Source organism: Streptomyces malaysiensis subsp. malaysiensis (assembly GCF_040653035.1).
Lineage (GTDB): Bacteria > Actinomycetota > Actinomycetes > Streptomycetales > Streptomycetaceae > Streptomyces > Streptomyces malaysiensis.
This window is the reverse complement of sequence record NZ_JBEZNG010000002.1, coordinates 63,934-79,547: the sequence shown is the minus strand read 5'-3', so window position 1 is coordinate 79,547 and position 15,614 is coordinate 63,934. Positions and strand designations below refer to the sequence as shown.

General features: G+C 69.2%; 13 protein-coding genes and 3 pseudogenes. 5 read left to right on the top strand and 11 right to left on the bottom strand.

The window, feature by feature from the left end; all coding sequences use genetic code 11:
- Positions 1 to 118 precede the first annotated feature (118 nt).
- Both AB0E24_RS04500 and AB0E24_RS04495 read right to left on the bottom strand, forming a co-directional pair.
- Positions 119 to 1,156 (bottom strand): C-terminal binding protein, encoded by a 1,038-nt coding sequence (locus AB0E24_RS04500; protein ID WP_359374870.1) that lies wholly within the window; start codon positions 1,154 to 1,156, stop codon positions 119 to 121.
- On the bottom strand, positions 1,143 to 2,903 hold the full coding sequence (locus tag AB0E24_RS04495; protein WP_359374868.1) for an IlvD/Edd family dehydratase: 1,761 nt from the start codon (positions 2,901 to 2,903) through the stop codon (positions 1,143 to 1,145). The genes AB0E24_RS04500 and AB0E24_RS04495 overlap by 14 nt, the downstream gene beginning before the upstream one ends.
- Between AB0E24_RS04495 and AB0E24_RS04490 the strand changes: the two genes are divergently transcribed.
- Together AB0E24_RS04490 and AB0E24_RS04485 are read left to right on the top strand one after the other, a co-directional pair.
- A complete protein-coding gene (locus AB0E24_RS04490; protein WP_435865245.1) occupies positions 2,878 to 3,618 on the top strand; it encodes a glycoside hydrolase family 15 protein in 741 nt (246 codons plus the stop codon). The genes AB0E24_RS04495 and AB0E24_RS04490 overlap by 26 nt on opposite strands.
- The gene (locus tag AB0E24_RS04485; protein ID WP_359374867.1) at positions 3,615 to 5,045 is read left to right on the top strand and encodes a glucose-6-phosphate dehydrogenase; all 1,431 of its coding nucleotides are present in this window, start codon (positions 3,615 to 3,617) and stop codon (positions 5,043 to 5,045) included. The genes AB0E24_RS04490 and AB0E24_RS04485 overlap by 4 nt, the downstream gene beginning before the upstream one ends.
- Here the strand turns inward: AB0E24_RS04485 and AB0E24_RS04480 are convergent.
- Positions 5,025 to 5,420: pseudogene (locus AB0E24_RS04480) on the bottom strand (DJ-1/PfpI family protein); the annotation flags it as partial. The gene AB0E24_RS04485 and the pseudogene AB0E24_RS04480 sit on opposite strands and share 21 nt — an antisense overlap.
- Between AB0E24_RS04480 and AB0E24_RS04475 the strand changes: the two are divergent.
- Positions 5,333 to 5,668 (top strand): annotated as a pseudogene (locus AB0E24_RS04475) (ATP-binding cassette domain-containing protein); the annotation flags it as partial. The pseudogenes AB0E24_RS04480 and AB0E24_RS04475 overlap by 88 nt on opposite strands.
- Before the next feature lie 47 nt (positions 5,669 to 5,715).
- Here AB0E24_RS04475 and AB0E24_RS04470 read toward each other — a convergent pair.
- From AB0E24_RS04470 to AB0E24_RS04435, 8 genes and pseudogenes are all read right to left on the bottom strand, one after another.
- Positions 5,716 to 5,838, bottom strand: a pseudogene (locus tag AB0E24_RS04470) (MerR family DNA-binding transcriptional regulator); the annotation flags it as partial.
- Between the two features lie 40 nt (positions 5,839 to 5,878).
- A complete protein-coding gene (locus tag AB0E24_RS04465; protein WP_359374866.1) occupies positions 5,879 to 7,093 on the bottom strand; it encodes a glycerate kinase in 1,215 nt (404 codons plus the stop codon).
- A 176-nt stretch (positions 7,094 to 7,269) separates the two neighbouring features.
- Positions 7,270 to 9,051, bottom strand: a complete 1,782-nt coding sequence (gcl, locus tag AB0E24_RS04460) for a glyoxylate carboligase (RefSeq protein WP_359374865.1) — start codon at positions 9,049 to 9,051, stop codon at positions 7,270 to 7,272.
- Between the two features lies 1 nt (position 9,052).
- On the bottom strand, positions 9,053 to 9,949 hold the full coding sequence (locus tag AB0E24_RS04455) for a 2-hydroxy-3-oxopropionate reductase (protein WP_283888465.1): 897 nt from the start codon (positions 9,947 to 9,949) through the stop codon (positions 9,053 to 9,055).
- A 52-nt stretch (positions 9,950 to 10,001) separates the two neighbouring features.
- Positions 10,002 to 10,823 (bottom strand): hydroxypyruvate isomerase family protein, encoded by an 822-nt coding sequence (locus AB0E24_RS04450; RefSeq protein WP_079255743.1) that lies wholly within the window; start codon positions 10,821 to 10,823, stop codon positions 10,002 to 10,004.
- Between the two features lie 214 nt (positions 10,824 to 11,037).
- Entirely contained in the window at positions 11,038 to 11,427 is a 390-nt protein-coding gene (locus tag AB0E24_RS04445; RefSeq protein WP_359374862.1) for an allophanate hydrolase-related protein, read from the bottom strand.
- A gap of 104 nt (positions 11,428 to 11,531) precedes the next feature.
- Positions 11,532 to 12,698, bottom strand: coding sequence for a malate synthase (locus AB0E24_RS04440; RefSeq protein WP_359374861.1), 1,167 nt, complete (start codon positions 12,696 to 12,698; stop codon positions 11,532 to 11,534).
- Positions 12,691 to 14,157, bottom strand: coding sequence for an NAD-dependent malic enzyme (locus tag AB0E24_RS04435; RefSeq protein WP_359374859.1), 1,467 nt, complete (start codon positions 14,155 to 14,157; stop codon positions 12,691 to 12,693). Before AB0E24_RS04435 ends, AB0E24_RS04440 begins: the two co-directional genes overlap by 8 nt.
- Positions 14,158 to 14,428: 271 nt before the next feature.
- Between AB0E24_RS04435 and AB0E24_RS04430 the strand changes: the two genes are divergently transcribed.
- Both AB0E24_RS04430 and AB0E24_RS04425 read left to right on the top strand, forming a co-directional pair.
- Complete coding sequence (locus AB0E24_RS04430; RefSeq protein ID WP_069869583.1) at positions 14,429 to 15,220, top strand: IclR family transcriptional regulator; 792 nt, start codon at positions 14,429 to 14,431, stop codon at positions 15,218 to 15,220.
- Positions 15,221 to 15,384: 164 nt separating this feature from the next.
- Positions 15,385 to 15,561 (top strand): hypothetical protein, encoded by a 177-nt coding sequence (locus AB0E24_RS04425; protein ID WP_359374857.1) that lies wholly within the window; start codon positions 15,385 to 15,387, stop codon positions 15,559 to 15,561.
- Positions 15,562 to 15,614 lie beyond the last annotated feature (53 nt).

The following is a 15,614-nucleotide window of genomic DNA, read 5'->3' as shown; positions in this document are numbered from 1 at the left end:
GAACGTCGATCACAAGCGGGGCGGTAGACGCAGCGATACCTGGATCGATTACCGCGACCTGCTGACCGCCGCCCACCAACAAGTAATGTCGGGATTCACGTAGCCGTACCCACGGTGGTCAGGACCCGTCAGGGGGAGAGGCGCGCTGGTGCGGGTGGGAGCCCGCTAGCTCATTGACCGGGAATCGTGCCGGTTGCCCGGACAGAATGCGCACGGCCTCTTCAGCGGCGATGGTCCGTACCGTCCTGACGGCTTCCTCGGAGTAGTAGGCGGCGTGAGGCGTGACGATCGCGTTGGGCAGCCTGAGGAGGGGGTTGCTCGGGCGCCATCCACGCTGTTTCGCGGGTTCCTCCTCGATGTCGTCCAGCGCCGCGCCGGCGATCCATCCTTCGTCGAGGGCCTGGTGGATCGCCGCATCTTCCACGATGGGACCGCGTGCGGTGTTGATGAGGATGGCGCTCGGCTTCATCCGGCGGAGCGTCGCACGGTCGAAGGTGTGGTGTGTCTGTGGGGTGAGCGGCGTTTGGACCACCACGTAGTCGGCATTTTCCACCAAGTCGTCGAAGGACATCGGTCGGACCTGGTATGCCCGGATCTCAGGCTGGTCGAGAAACGGGTCATATGCCCAGACCTCGACGCCGAACGCTTTCGCGCGTTCGGCGATGAGCCGTGCGATGGAGCCGAAAGACAGCAGGCCCAGTACCTGTCCCCGGAGTCTGTGGATGGGCCTTCCGGTCTTCCAGTGCCATTCGCCCTGTCGGGTCGCCCGGTCGTACTGGCAGATTTTGCGGGCGGCCGCGAGCCAGAGCGCGACGGCATGATCGGCGACCTCTTCGGCACACCATTCGTTCGGTGCGGCCGTGACCTGGATTCCGCGTCGGGTCGCGGCGTCGACATCGACGATGTCCACGCCAGTGCCGTAGCGAGCGATCACCCGGCAGCGGGTCAATGCGTCGATGGCGCGGGAACCGACACGCGCGTACTGGGTCAGGATGCCGACGGTCTCTCGTCCCGCCTCGATCACCTCGTCCTCACTCTTGCACTGCGCGGCAAGGAGCTGGAGTCCGGCGCCTTCGATGATGGCGCGTTCGATGTCCACATCACCGAAGTCGAAGTCGGCGATGAGGATCGCTTCGCTCGAGTCAGTGCGAGTCACGAGGAATTCCCTTGGTGTGAACGAGATCCTGGTACGACACGGCAAGCTCCAGGCAGCCCCCGCTGTCCAGTTGGCCGACGGTGGAACGGTAGATCTCCTGCCACGGTGTCTGGTGCTCCAGCGCCGGGGGTGTGTAGTCGGCCAACCGCGCGGCGATCTCCTCATCGGGCAGGAGGACGTCGACGCGTGCGTTGTCCAGGTCGACGCGGATCCGGTCGCCGGTGCGCAGGATGGCAAGGTTGCCGCCGACCGCGGCCTCGGGGCTGGCGTTGAGGATGGACGGTGCATCCGACGTGCCGCTCTGCCGGCCGTCACCGAGCGCAGGCAGCGCGGTGATGCCTCGCTGGATCAGCTCCGCGGGAAGCTCCATGTTCACGACCTCGGCCGAGCCTGGATATCCGACGGGCCCGGTGTAGCGGATGACGAGGAGGCAGTCCTGGTCGATGTCCAGCTCTGGGTCTTCGATGCGAGAGTGGTAGTCCTCGGGCCCGTCGAAGACAATGGCGCGAAAGTCGAATACCGACGGATCGTCGGAGTGTGGCAGGCCGCGGGCCCGAAAGCTGTCGGTGATGACCGACGTTTTCATGACCGCGGAGTCGAACAGGTTCCCGGTCATGACAAGCAGTCCGCCTTCCGCGGTGACGGGATCGTGGAAGGGGCGGATGACCATCGGGTCGGCGGGCGGGACATCCTCCAGGTTCTCGGCCACCGTACGACCCGAGACGGTTGCGGCGTCACCGTGCAGGTGCCCCGCTTCCAGCAGCGCCCACATGACCGCCGGTACACCGCCGGCGCGGTGGAAGTCCTCGCCGAGGAACTCCCCTGCGGGAGCGAGGTTCACCAGCACTGGAATGTCGTGTCCGACCGGCTGCCAGTCCTGGTTGGACAGGTCCACCCCGACGTGACGTGCGATGGCGTTGATATGGATGGGTGCGTTGGTCGAAGCTGCGATGGCCGATGCGACAACGATCGAGTTCTCGAAGGCCTGCCGGGTCATGATCTTGCGGGGGGTCAGGTCCTCTCGCACTATGGTCACCGCCCGGCGGCCTGTGTCGTAGGCCATTTGCGCCCGCTCGCTGTAGGGGGCCGGGATCGCCGCGCAGCCGGGCAGGGACATTCCGAGCGCCTCGGCCAGACTGTTCATCGACAGCGCGGTGCCCATCGTGTTGCAGTGCCCGATACTGGGCGCGGAGGCGGTCACCCGTGACATGTATTCGTCGTAGTCGATCTGCCCGCTGGCGAGTAGCCGCTTCGACTGCCAGATCACCAGCCCCGAGCCCGTCCGCACGCCGTTGTGATAGCCGTTGAGCATAGGTCCCCCGGACAAGACGATCGCCGGAATGTTCACTGTCGCCGCCGCGGTCAGGCAGGCGGGCGTGGTCTTGTCGCAGCCTGTCGTCAGAACCACTCCGTCAAGTGGATAACCGTAGAGCACCTCGACCAGTCCGAGATAAGCGAGGTTGCGGTCCAGCGCCGCGGTGGGGCGCTTTCCGGTCTCCTGCAACGGATGGACGGGGAACTCGAACGGAATGCCGCCACCGTCGCGGACCCCGGCCTTGATCCGGTCGGCGAGGGTGCGATGGTGCTGATTACAGGGAACCAGATCGTTACCTGTCTGAGCGATTCCGATGATCGGTCGGCCCGACCCAAGTTCAGCCCGTGTGAGGCCGTAGTTCAGGAACCGCTCAAGATACAGAGCCGTCATCTCCGGATTTCCCGCATTGCGCACCGACCAGTGGCTGCGCACGGCCAGCCAGGTACAGCCCGCGCTGTGGGTACGCCTGGCGGGGCTGGCCGACACTGCGGAGCAGGCGTGGCGTCAGCCAGACCAGGGGATCTGGGAGGTGCGCAGCGAGGGCCGGGCGTTCACGTACTCGGCCGGAATGTGCCAGGTGGCCCTGGACCGAGCCGCGACCATCAGCGAGCGGCTGAACCTGCCCGGGCGCACCACGGCTTGGCGGGCCTCGGCCGACCGGCTGCGCCGGGTCATCCTGGAGGAGTCCTGGGACGAGGACACGCAGACGCTGAGCGCACACCTGGACGGCGGCGGCGTGCTGGACGCGAGCCTGCTCGCACTCCCGCTGCGCCAGGTGCTGCCGGCCGACCACCCGCGGATGGCCGCAACCACCACGGCCATCGCCAAGCGCCTGTCGGCCGGTGACGGCCTGCTCTACCGCTACCTGCACCGGGAGTCGTCCGACGGCTTGTCCGGCGACGAAGGCGCCTTCATGCTGTGCAGCTTCTGGCTGGCCGACAACCTGACCGCCCAGGGCCGACTCGATGAGGCCGAAGAGCTGTACGCCTCGCTGTGTGCCCGTACGAGTCCGCTCGGACTGCTGCCGGAACAGATCGACGCCACCTCCGGGGAGTTCATGGGCAACTTCCCCCAGGCGTTCAGCCATATCGGGATCATCGCCAGCGGCGTGAACCTCGCCCGTGCGAAGACAGGCGCCCGGACATGATCGATCGGCTCGCCATCTTCGGCGCGACGGGAGACCTCGCCGCTCGCTACCTCCTGCCGGCCCTGGCCGCCCTGCGGGCCGCGGGCTGCCTCCGCGACGGCTTCCAGCTGATCGGCGCGAGCAGGGAGGATTGGGACAGCGACCAATACCGCGGCTGGATCGCCGACCGGCTCGACCGCCACGGCAGCTTCTGTCCCGCCGACGCCAGGAGGGCCGTGGCGGCCTCGGCCCACTACCGGCAGGCCGACGTCACCAACCCCGGGGACGTCGCCGCGGTCGTCGCCGGAGACGACCCGATCGCCGCATACCTCGCCCTTCCTCCGGCCCTCTTCCCGCACGTGGTCACCGCCCTGTACGACGCGGGCCTGCCGACGGGCAGCCGGATCGTGCTGGAGAAGCCGTTCGGCGAAGACTTGGCGAGCGCGCGGGAACTGAACTCGCTGCTCGCTGGTCTCGTACCCGAGCAGGCGGTGTTCCGGGTCGACCACTTCCTGGCCATGACGACCGTCCAGAACGTGCTCGGGAGCCGGCTCGCCAACCGGGTGCTGGAGCCCCTCTGGAACAGCACCCACATCGCGGAAGTGGAGATCATCTGGGACGAGACCCTCGCCCTGGAAGGCCGGGCCGGCTACTACGACCGCGTCGGCGCACTGAAGGACATGGTGCAGAACCATCTGTTGCAGTTGCTGTGCCTGGTGGCCATGGAACCCCCGATCACCCTTGGCGAGCGGGACCTGCGCGACCGGAAAGTCGACGTGCTGCGGTCCGTGCGGCCCCTCACCGACTACGACGTCGCGCACCGCACCCGCCGCGCACGCTACTTGTCCGGCCGCATCGGCGACCGCGCCATCCCCGCGTACGCTGACGAGGAGGGCGTGGATCCCCGGCGGCACACGGAGACCTTCGCCGAGGTCGAACTGGAACTGGACAGCTGGCGCTGGTCCGGGACGACGTTCCGGCTGCGCAGCGGCAAGGCGCTCGGACAGGACCGCAAGGAGGTCATGGTGCGCTTCCGCTCCGTTCCCCATCTGCCCTTCGGCCATGAGGGAGAGGCCCTGCCCAATGTGCTGCGCTTCGGACTGGAGCCAGAAGGTTTGACCCTCGACATGATGGGCATCGGCTCCCGCGCCCGAGCCTTCACCCCGCTCTCGCTGACCGCACGGATGGAACCGCCCGACCTACCCGCCTATGGCCAGCTCCTCCTGGATGTCATGAGGGGGGATCCGGCGCTTTCCATCCGTGGTGACGAAGCCGAGCAGGCATGGCGGGTCCTGACACCCGTCCTGAGCGCATGGGAGAGGGACCTCGTCTCGATGCAGGAGTATCCGGCCGGTTCCGACGGCCCGGCTCCCCGGCCGCACGAAGGCGAACAACGGCCGCGTAGCGACCTGTTGCATCCTGAAGCGCTACCGGGTGACATGCCCTGACAAGGCCGTGGCCACGAGCTCTAACAACGGCGGCTCGTGTGCTTGCGGAAAGTCTGGGCGTCCCCTACGCGGACGGCGACGACTTCGACCCGCTTTTTCGGGATTACCCGCGTCGAACGGCGGCTTCGGGTCGTATTCCGCGGCCAGCTGACAGAATCTCGCGACATCATCACCGAAGACGTGCGCAACGATCGTGAGCCCGAAGTCGATGCCCGCGGTCACACCGCCGCCGGATATCGTGTTCCGATCTATGCACACGCGTTCCGTCGACACCTCGACACCCAACTGTGCCAGATGGCCGCGAGCGGCCCAGTGCGTGGCCGAGCGATAGCCGTCAAGCAGCCCGGCCGCGGCGAGGACGAGCGATCCGTTACAGACCGAGGTGGTCCTGGCGCGGGGAGGTCCTGGCGATGGTGGGTGCGAACGGCTCGGGCAGGTCGACGCTGGCCAAACTCCTCGCCGGGCTCTACGCCCCTGCCCAGGGCTCCGTGATGTGGGACGAGGCGGGCCTCGCCACTGCTGATCCCGAGCAGCTGTGGTCATGGCTGGCGATGCTGTCGCAGGACACCGCCCGTTGGCAGGTGACCGCGCGGGAGAACCTCACCCTCGGCCAGGGCGACGGCGACGACCGGGCGGTGCTCTGCGCCGCGAAGGCGTGGGGTGCGGATTGCGGCCCGTACTCACGCTGGCCGGATGCGGAGCGCCGCAGCGGGGGCAGCAGGCCGCGCCGCTCGTAGAACCGGAGTGCACGAGGCGTCGTCCTGGAGGCCGCGGCGGCTTCGCCGATCCGCATCCCCGGGCCCTCGTCCGCCCGACCGTGGTGAGCGGTGGCATCATGCATCGGAGGGGAACTTCTCCAGGTGGTCAGCGTGATCGTCCGGGTGGGGGCCGGCGGCCGAGGGCGGGTCGATCAGCCAGTCCACAGCGATCGCGGCGGCGCGTTGTTCGAGCAGTGCACCGGCGTCGCGTATGCAGCGTGCGGGGTCGGATTCGATGTCGGTGAGGGCGTAGGCGGTCTGGATACCCGCGCCGCGCAGTTGCTCGGCGGACAGCTCGGTGCGGCCGGCGACCGCGACCACCGGGACTCCCTGGGCGCCAGCCGCGGCGGCCACGCCGACGGGTGCCTTGCCGTGCAGGCTCTGCGCGTCCAGCGATCCCTCGCCGGTGATCACCAGCCGGGCTCCGGCCAACTCGTGGCGGAAGCCGAGCAGATCCATGAGGATGTCGATGCCCGCGCTCGGCTGGACGCCGAGGAAGGCCATGGCAGCGAAGCCGACGCCGCCGGCGGCTCCCGCGCCGGGCCGCCGGGCATGCTCGCCGCCCACCACCGCGGCGGTGGCCTCGGCCCAGTGAGCCAGGGCTGCGTCCAGCACCTCGACGTCCTCCGCCGTGGCGCCCTTCTGCGGGCCGTACACGGCGGCGGCGCCCAGCGGGCCGAGCAGCGGATTGTCGACGTCGCAGGCCATGATGACCTCCGCCCGGCGCAGGCGCGGGTCCAGGGAGCTCAGGTCGATGGTGTGCAGCCTGGTCAGAGCCGCCCCGCCGCGCGGCAGTTCGGTCCCGGAGCTGTCGAGCAAGGCCCCTCCGAGGGCCTGCACGAGGCCCGCGCCACCGTCGGTGCAGGCGCTGCCGCCCAGCCCGAGGACGATGCGACTGCACCCGCCGTCCAGCGCGGCCCGGATCAGCTGCCCGGTGCCGTAGCTGGACGCGTTCAGGGCGTCCGGTCTGCCGTCGGGCAGGAGGCGCAGCCCTGACGCCTGCGCCAGCTCCACAACCGCCGTACGGTCCTTGACCGCGACCGCGGCCTGCACCGGTTCCCCGGTGGGTCCTGCGGCGGTGACGTCGACGCGGAGGAAGCCGGCGGACAGGGCCGCCTGGAGGGTGCCCTCGCCGCCGTCAGCGATGGGGACGGTGCGGATCGGCAGGGTCGGGATCGCTGCGCGCAGGCCCGCCGAGACGTGGTCGGCGACCTCGACGGCGGTCAGCGAGCCCTTGAACTTGTCCGACGCGATGACGACATGGCCGCCGGCGGGGGCCGGTTGGATCATCTGCACGATCTCACTTCCGGGAGATCCGGCTCCGGGAAGCTGCTCGGAGCGGTTCGAAACGAAGAATGACGAGGTGAGAAAGGGGGAGGGCCTCCCGGCGGCGCCGGCACGACCGGATTTGGTCACGCCGCCGGGAGGAGTCTTTCGACGCTACGTCAACTGAGGGCGCGGGCCGGTCAGTCGAGCGTGTTGAGCACCGCCGTGGGCGCGTCCGAGGCTTGGAGGGCGACCGGCTCGAACTCGTTGATCGAGTCGAGGCCGACGCCGCCCATGGAGACGTTGGTGACGCGCTCCAGGACGACCTCGACGACCACCGGGACGCGGTAATCGGTTATGAGCTTCTTGGCCTGGTCGAACGCGGCACCGAGCTCGTTCGGGTCGTAGACCCGGATCGCCTTGCAGCCCAGCCCCTCGGCGACCTTAACGTGGTCCACGCCGTAGCCGTTGACCTCGGGAGCGTTGACGTTCTCGAAGGACAGCTGGACGTGGTAGTCCATGTCGAAGGCACGCTGCGCCTGGCGGATCAGGCCCAGGTACGCGTTGTTCACGACGACGTGGATGTAGGGGATGTTGAACTGCGCGCCGACAGCCAGTTCCTCGATCATGAACTGGAAGTCGTAGTCGCCGGAGAGCGCGACGACCTGGCCCTCGGGGTCGGCCGTGGCGACGCCGAGGGCGGCCGGCAGGGTCCAGCCCAGCGGGCCTGCCTGTCCGGCGTTGATCCAGTTGCGCGGTCCGTAGACGTGCAGCATCTGCGCGGCCTGGATCTGTGACAGACCGATGGTCGTGACATAGCGGGTGTCACGGCCGAATGCCTTGTTCATCTCCTGGTAGACCCGCTGCGGCTTGACCGGCACGTTGTCGAAGTCGGTCTTGCGCAGCAGCCGGCCCTTGCGCTCCTGGCAGCCGGCCGCCCACTCGGAACGGTCCTTGAGGACCCCGGCCTCCTTGCGTTCCTTCGCGACCTGCACGAAGAGCTCCAAGGCGGCCTTGGCGTCCGAGGCGATGCCGAAGTCCGGCGCGAACACGCGGCCGAGCTGGGTCGGCTCGATGTCGACGTGGACGAACGTACGGCCCTCGGTGTACTTGTCGATCGCGCCGGTGTGGCGGTTGGCCCAGCGGTTGCCGATACCCAGGACGAAGTCCGACTCCAGCAGCGTCGCGTTGCCATAGCGGTGCGAGGTCTGGAGACCGACCATGCCGGCCATCAGCTCGTGGTCGTCCGGGATCGTGCCCCAGCCCATGAGGGTGGGGACGACCGGCACACCGGTCAGCTCGGCGAACTCGACCAGCAGGCCGGAGGCGTCCGCGTTGATGACACCGCCACCGGAGATGATCAGAGGCTTCTCGGCGGCCTGGAGCATGTCCAGGGCCTTCTCGATCTGCGCCCGGGTCGCGGCCGGCTTGTAGACCGGCAGCGGCTCATAGGTGTCGATGTCGAACTCGATCTCCGTCATCTGGACGTCGATCGGCAGGTCGATGAGCACCGGGCCGGGACGGCCGGAACGCATCAGGTGGAATGCCTGCTGGAAGACACCGGGGACCTGGGCGGCCTCGAGGACGGTGGTCGCCGCCTTCGTCAGCGGCTTGGCGATCGAGGCGATGTCGACGGCCTGGAAGTCCTCCTTGTGCAGCTTGGACACCGGCGCCTGGCCGGTGATGCACAGAATCGGGATCGAGTCCGCGGCGGCCGAGTACAGGCCGGTGATCATGTCGGTGCCGGCTGGGCCGCTGGTGCCGACGCAGACGCCGATGTGGCCGGCCTTGGCACGGGTGTAGCCCTCCGCCATATGCGAAGCACCCTCGACGTGCCGGGCCAGGACGTGGGTCAGACCGCCGTTGGTCCGCATCGCGGCGTAGAACGGGTTGATCGCCGCGCCGGGCAGCCCGAACACATGGGTGACGCCCTCACGCTTGAGGATCTCCACCGCGGCCTGGGCCGCTGTCATACGCGCCATGTCAGTTCACCTCTCGTCCGGCGAGGCGCTCGACACCTCGGAGCAATGCGGAGTGGTCGAGCGAGCCGTCGCCGTTGGCGCGGGCCGAGGCGACGAGCTGGGCGGCCAGCGAACCGACCGGCAGCGGCGCCTCGACGGCGCGGGCGGCGGCGGTCACGATGCCCATGTCCTTGTGGTGCAGGTCGATCCGGAAGCCCGGAGCGAACTCGCGGTTGACCATGTTGGCCTTCTTGCGGTTCAGCACGGTCGAACCGGCCAGACCCCCCGCGAGGACGTCCAGCGCGACCGGCAGGTCGACGCCCGCGTTCTCCAGGAAGACCACGGCCTCGGCCACGACCTGGATGTTCACCGCGACGATGAGCTGGTTGGCGGCCTTCACGGTCTGGCCGGCGCCGGTCGGACCGACGTGGATGACCGTGGTGCCCATGGCGTCGAAAACCGGCTTGGCGTCGGCGAAGTCGTCCGCCTCGCCACCGACCATGATGGACAGGACGGCCTCGATCGCGCCGGCCTCGCCACCGGAGACGGGGGCGTCCAAGGTCCGCACGCCCTTCTCCTTGGCGGCGGCGGCGACCTTGATGGAGGTCTGCGGGGTGATGCTGCTCATGTCGATGACGAGCGTGCCCGGCTTCACGTGCTCCAGGACACCGCCCTCACCGAGGACGACCTCCTCGACCTGCGGGTCGGCGGGGACCATCGTGATGACGACCTCGGCGTCGGCGACAGCCTCGGCGACGCTGCCCGCGCCCCTGCCGCCGGCGGCGACGAGCTTGTCGATGGCGGGCCGGCTGCGGTTGTAGCCGGTGACGGTGTGGCCGGCCTTGACGAGGTTGGCGGCCATCGGGCCGCCCATGATGCCGAGGCCGATGAAGGCGATCTTCCGGGGGGTGGTGTTCAACGCTTCTCCTTGGTCGATGTTCTGCGGGCGGACCGGATCTTCAAGGGGCCGTTCAGCCTGCGCGGCGCTCCCGGGGAAGCCAGTCGAAGCTGTCGGCCGAGGCGACGGTCGGCTTGTACTCCAGACCCACCCAGCCGCGGTAGCCGAAGGCTTCCAGCCGGGCGAGCCGGCCCTCCAGGCCGATCTGCCCGGAGCCCGGCTCGCCGCGTCCCGGCGCGTCCGCGATCTGCACGTGGCCGATGCGGGCGGCGTGCGCCGCGATCACGGCGTCGACGTCGTCGCCGTTGACGGTCAGGTGGAACAGGTCGGCGAGGAAGCGGACGTTGTCCACGCCGCTCTCGCGCTCGACCCGGTCGATGACGGCGATCGAGTCCGCCGCGGTGAGCAGCGGGTAGGCCGGAGCGCCGCTGACCGACTCGACCAGGACCGTGGCGCCGGTCCGCTGCGCGGCCCTGGCCGCGAGGGCCAGATTCTCCGTGGCGAGGTCATCCTGCGCCTTGGGGACGACGCCCTCCACCCGGTTGCCGTACAGGGCGTTGAATGCCTTGCAGCCGAGCTGCTCGCCGATCCCGAGAGTGACGTCGATGTTGTCACCGAACTCGGTGGACCGGGCGGGCCACGACACCAGGCCGCGGTCGCCGCCGGCCATGTCGCCGGCGAAGAAGTTGAGCCCTACGAGCTGGACGCCCGCGTTACGCACGGAATCGACGAACGCGTCGATGTCCCGGTCGGACGGCACAGCCTCGGCGAACGGCCACCAGAACTCGACCGCGTCGAACCCGGCGGCCTTCGCCGCGGCCGGACGCTCCAGCAGCGGGAGTTCGGTGAAGAGGATGGACAGGTTGACCTCATACCGAAGGTGATGCATCTTCATTTCCGCTTTCTGGAAGAAGGATTCTACGTTATGGAATGTCTGCCTGTGGATCCGGCTGTTGTCAAGAGATTCCCTGCGCGAAATGCCCCTGATGGAGGCAAAGGTGCCGAGGAGTGCCTCGGATGCCCCTCGGGTATCGCTCGGGGACGCCCACGGGCGTTGGGACGACGCGCCGCACCCGCGTGGATCGCCGTCGGCTCCCGCGAACCCCGGATCAGGCCTCGCGGCCGAGTGCCTTCAGGTAGGCGCGCCACCCGCCGAACTCGGTGATCTCCTTGTGGAGGTCCCGCTCCAGCTCGCCCCGGCGAAGGATCATCGAGAAGCAGGCAGAGCCGTCGTCGAGCTTGATGATGCCGAACTCCAGCTCGGCCGGCTCGGTTGGCAGCAACTCGTCACGCAGCACCTCCATGGGCACGTCGTACACCTCGCCCTCGACGGCTGTGTCGACGGAGGTGTCCGGGAGCAGACCCGGGCAGGTCTCCCGGATGGAGAAGAAGCGGTAGCCGGGAGCGGTACGGGTCTTCTGCACCAACGGGGCGCCCTGGAGGTGGTGGTGGAACGGGCCACCCTCCATCGCCTGGCCGTTCAGAAACATGTGAGCCATGGGGACCTTCTCTCTGAGTTGCCCTGAGACGAAAAGTCGTCGTCGGGCGGGGGAGGCCGGACATGAGCGGGGCGCGGTGGCCGATCGGTCGCGAAAGCGGCCGGTCAGTCCAGCAGGGCATAGCCGGGCACGGTGAGGAAGTCGGCGAAATCGCCGTCGAGGGCGACCTGCTCGAACAGCGCGCCGGCCTGCTGCCAGCGGCCGGCGTCGTACGCGGCGTCGCCCAGCGACTCGCGCAGACCGGACAGCTCTTCGGAGACGAGGCGGCGCACCAGTTCGGCGGTGACCTTCTCGCCGCCCTCCAGCACGACGTCGTTGTGCACCCACTGCCAGATCTGCGAGCGGGAGATCTCGGCGGTGGCAACGTCCTCCATGAGGTTGAAGATGCCGACCGCGCCGTGGCCGCGCAGCCACGCCTCGATGTATCGCAGGCCGACCGCGATGGCGCTGTGCAGCCCGCGCTCGGTGCGGGCGCCCTCGGTGCCGGCGACGTCGAGCAGCTGCTCGGCGGTGATCTCGACGCTCTCGACGGGCCGGTCCTTCTGGTTCGGCCGGTCGCCGAGAACGGAGTCGAAGGCGGTCCGGCAGACCGGCACCAGGTCGGGGTGGGCCACCCAGGAGCCGTCGAAGCCGTCACCGGCCTCGCGGTTCTTGTCCGCCGCGACCTTGGCCAGAGCCGCCTCATTGACCGCGGGGTCGCGGCGCGAGGGGATGAACGCGGCCATGCCGCCGATGGCGTGGGCGCCGCGGCGGTGGCAGGTCTGCACGTGGCGCTCCTCCAAGTGCCAGCCGACCACGACGGTGGGGAGCTCCGCGTCCGGCCGCAGGCGGTACTCCTTGCCCTCGGGTGAGGTGAAGTCGATCCGGCGCTCGAAGGCGTCGATCAGGTTCGCCTGGCCCTGGACGAGGTTCGACCAGGTCGGAGCGGTGGCGTCCTCGAAGTCCGCCAACCAGACCTGCGCGCCTGAGTTGAGGGCGTTGACGGTCATCTTGCGGTCGGTGGGACCGGTGATCTCCACCCGGCGGTCGAGCAGGGCGGCAGGCGTCTCGGCGACCTTCCACTCGGCCGCGCGGATCTCCGCGGTCTCGGGGAGGAAGTCCAGCCGGCCGGTGCGGGAGATCTCCTCGCGCCGCGCGGTGCGCGCCACCAGCAGCTCCTCGCGCCGCGCGCCGAAGCGGCGCTGTAGACCAGCCACGAAGTCCAGCGCCTGCGGTGTCAGGATTGGCTCGGCCCCCTCGACGTGGGCTCCGGTCACCTCGATATCAGGCATTGTTTTCTCCTGGGAGCTCGGCGCGGTCCGGGTCCTGGTCCTGCGCGGTGGTGTGCGCGGCGGCGGCCTCACGGACGGCTGCGGCGACGGCCGGGGCGACCGAGGCGTCGAAGACGCTCGGGATGATGGAGTCGGCCGACAGCTGCCGCGGGGGCACGGCGGCGGCGATGGCCCGGGCCGCGGCGGTCATCATCTCGCCGGTGATGTCCGAGACGCCCGCGTCGAGCAGTCCGCGGAAGAAGCCGGGGAAGGCCAGCACATTGTTGATCTGGTTGGGGTAGTCGGACCGCCCGGTGGCGACCACCGCGGCGTGCCGGCCGGCGGCGGCCGGATCGACCTCCGGGTCCGGATTGGCCAGGGCGAACACGATCGCGCCCTCGTCCATCGCCGCGATGTCCTCCTCCGTGAGGAGGTTCGGCGCGGAGACTCCGATGAACACGTCGGCGCCGCCCAGCGCCTCCCTGAGCGTGCCACGACGGCCGGAGCGGTTGGTGTTGTCGGCGATCCACCGCCGGAAGTCGTCCATCCCCGCCTGCTCGGGGTCGAGGACGCCGCGCCGGTCGCAGCCGATGATCTCCCCGACGCCCTGCTTGTGCAGCAGCCGGATGATCGCATGGCCGGCCGCGCCGACACCGGAGACCACGATCGTGATGTCCTCGATGCGCTTGCCCACCACGCGCAGGGCGTTGGTGAGGGCGGCCAGGACCACGATGGCGGTGCCGTGCTGGTCGTCATGGAAGACCGGGATGTCCAGGGCCTCGCGCAGCCGGGCCTCGATCTCGAAGCAGCGCGGCGCGGAGATGTCCTCCAGGTTGATCCCGCCGTACACCGGCGCCAGGGCCTTGACGACGGAGACGATCTCGTCGGTGTCCTGGGTGTCGAGGCAGACCGGCCAAGCGTCGACGTCCGCGAACTGCTTGAACAGCGCGGCCTTGCCCTCCATGACGGGGAGCGCGGCCTCAGGGCCGATATTGCCCAGTCCGAGCACGGCCGAGCCGTCGGTGACCACGGCGACGGTGTTCCGCTTGATCGTCAGGCGGCGGGCGTCGGCCGGGTTCTCGGCGATCGCCGTGCAGACCCGCGCCACGCCGGGGGTGTACGCGCGGGAGAGGTCGTCGCGGTGCTTGAGCTGGACCTTCGGCGTCACCTCCAGCTTCCCCCCGAGGTGGACCAGGAACGTCCGATCGCTGACCTCGAGGACGGTGACCCCGGGGACGGCGGCCACGGCCTTGCCGATCTGCTCCGCGTGGTCCGCGTCTCGGGCATCGCAGGTGGCATCGACGACCATGCGGTCGGCCCGACGCTCGGCGACGTGGAGCGCGGTGAGTGCCCCGCCCGCCTCCCCGATGGCTTCGGCGATCGCCGAAGCCATCGCGGACTCCGGGGGAGCCTCGACACGCATGGTGATCGAGTAGCCGGGAGTCGGGGGCGTCGTCTTACGGCCAACCTTGATTTCCATATTGCGGAGCCTAACTTCCGTATTGCAGAAGTCAAGGGCTCTCAGGGCCTCCGGATGTGAGCCACCTGGCCGCGAGTCACCCGGGAGCGTGCGCACTTCCGTCATGCGAAAGTCCGGGGCCCCGCGCCGCCTGGGGCTCGGCGGATGTCAGGCGGCCTGAGGGGTCGATCCCGGATGCCGGGTGCTGGGCCCGTTGCCCCCGGCGAACTTCGCCCGCACGAGCTGGTCGAAGTCCCCGCGGCGGCCCAAACTGAGGAAGTATGCTTTCGCCATGCGAAAAACGCAGAGCCCCGAGGAGTCATCTCCGGCGCGATCTGGCGGCGTCCAGTCGATCGTGCGCACCTTCGAACTGCTCGAGGCGCTGGCCGACCAGGGCGGCTCGGCCAGCCTGTCCCGGCTGGCCGAGGCGTCCGGCCTGCCGCTGCCCACCATCCACCGGCTGGTCCGGACCCTGGTCGACCTCGGCTACGTACGCCAGGAGGCGTCCCGGGAGTACGTGCTCGCGCCGCGGCTGATCCGGCTCGGCGAGAGCGCCGGCCGGATGCTGTCCACCTGGGCCATGCCCCACCTGGCGAGACTCGTCGACTTCCTCGGCGAGACCGCCAACCTCGCCATGCTCGACGGCGATCAGATCGTCTACGTCGCGCAGACGCCGGGCTTGCACTCGATGCGCATGTTCACCGAGGTTGGTCGCCGGGTCTCGCCGCACTGCACGGCCGTCGGCAAGGCGCTGCTCGCCGACCACTCCGAGGCCGATGTCCGGGCGCTGCTGCGGCGTACCGGTATGGCGGAGCACACCGAGCACACCATCACCGACCCGCAGACCTTCCAGGACCAGCTGGCCTGGGTCCGCGAGCACGGCTACGCCACCGACGACGGTGAGCAGGAGATAGGTGTCCGCTGTGTGGCCGTGAAGATCCCCAACGTGTCGTCGAGGATCGCCTTCTCCATCTCCGGCCCCGCGCCGCGGATGACCCAGGACTTGATCGACCGGGCCGTGCCACTGCTGGTCAACGCCGCCGAGGACCTGTCCGCCGAACTGAGTTCGACGGCTCTGAGCTGAGGGTGCTGCCCGCCCGCGCCCAAACCGCCGGCGGGCAGCATCTGGTCGGACCGGATTGGGACAGATCTCTCTCGCGAGAGTGCCAAAGCCTCCGCCCTCAACGGCATGGGCATTCCTCGGTCTGCGGGCGTTCCGTGTTGGTGTTCCACTGAGCGGTGTAGTCATTGAGGCTTGTCGTCGACTGCTTACCCGAGGCGGCGTATGCCCTCCAGGGCAGTCAGGAAGCCGCGCTCGTCTTCTCCGCGGTGGCGGGCATGCCCGTACGGGTGAGCAACCTGCGCCATATACACGACATATCCGCAGGCCACGAGCGTGCGCATCGGGCGGCGACAGACCGCTGACAGCGGAGGGCTCGCTCAGATCCACCCGGCCGGGTCGGTGCCCCACCCAGGCT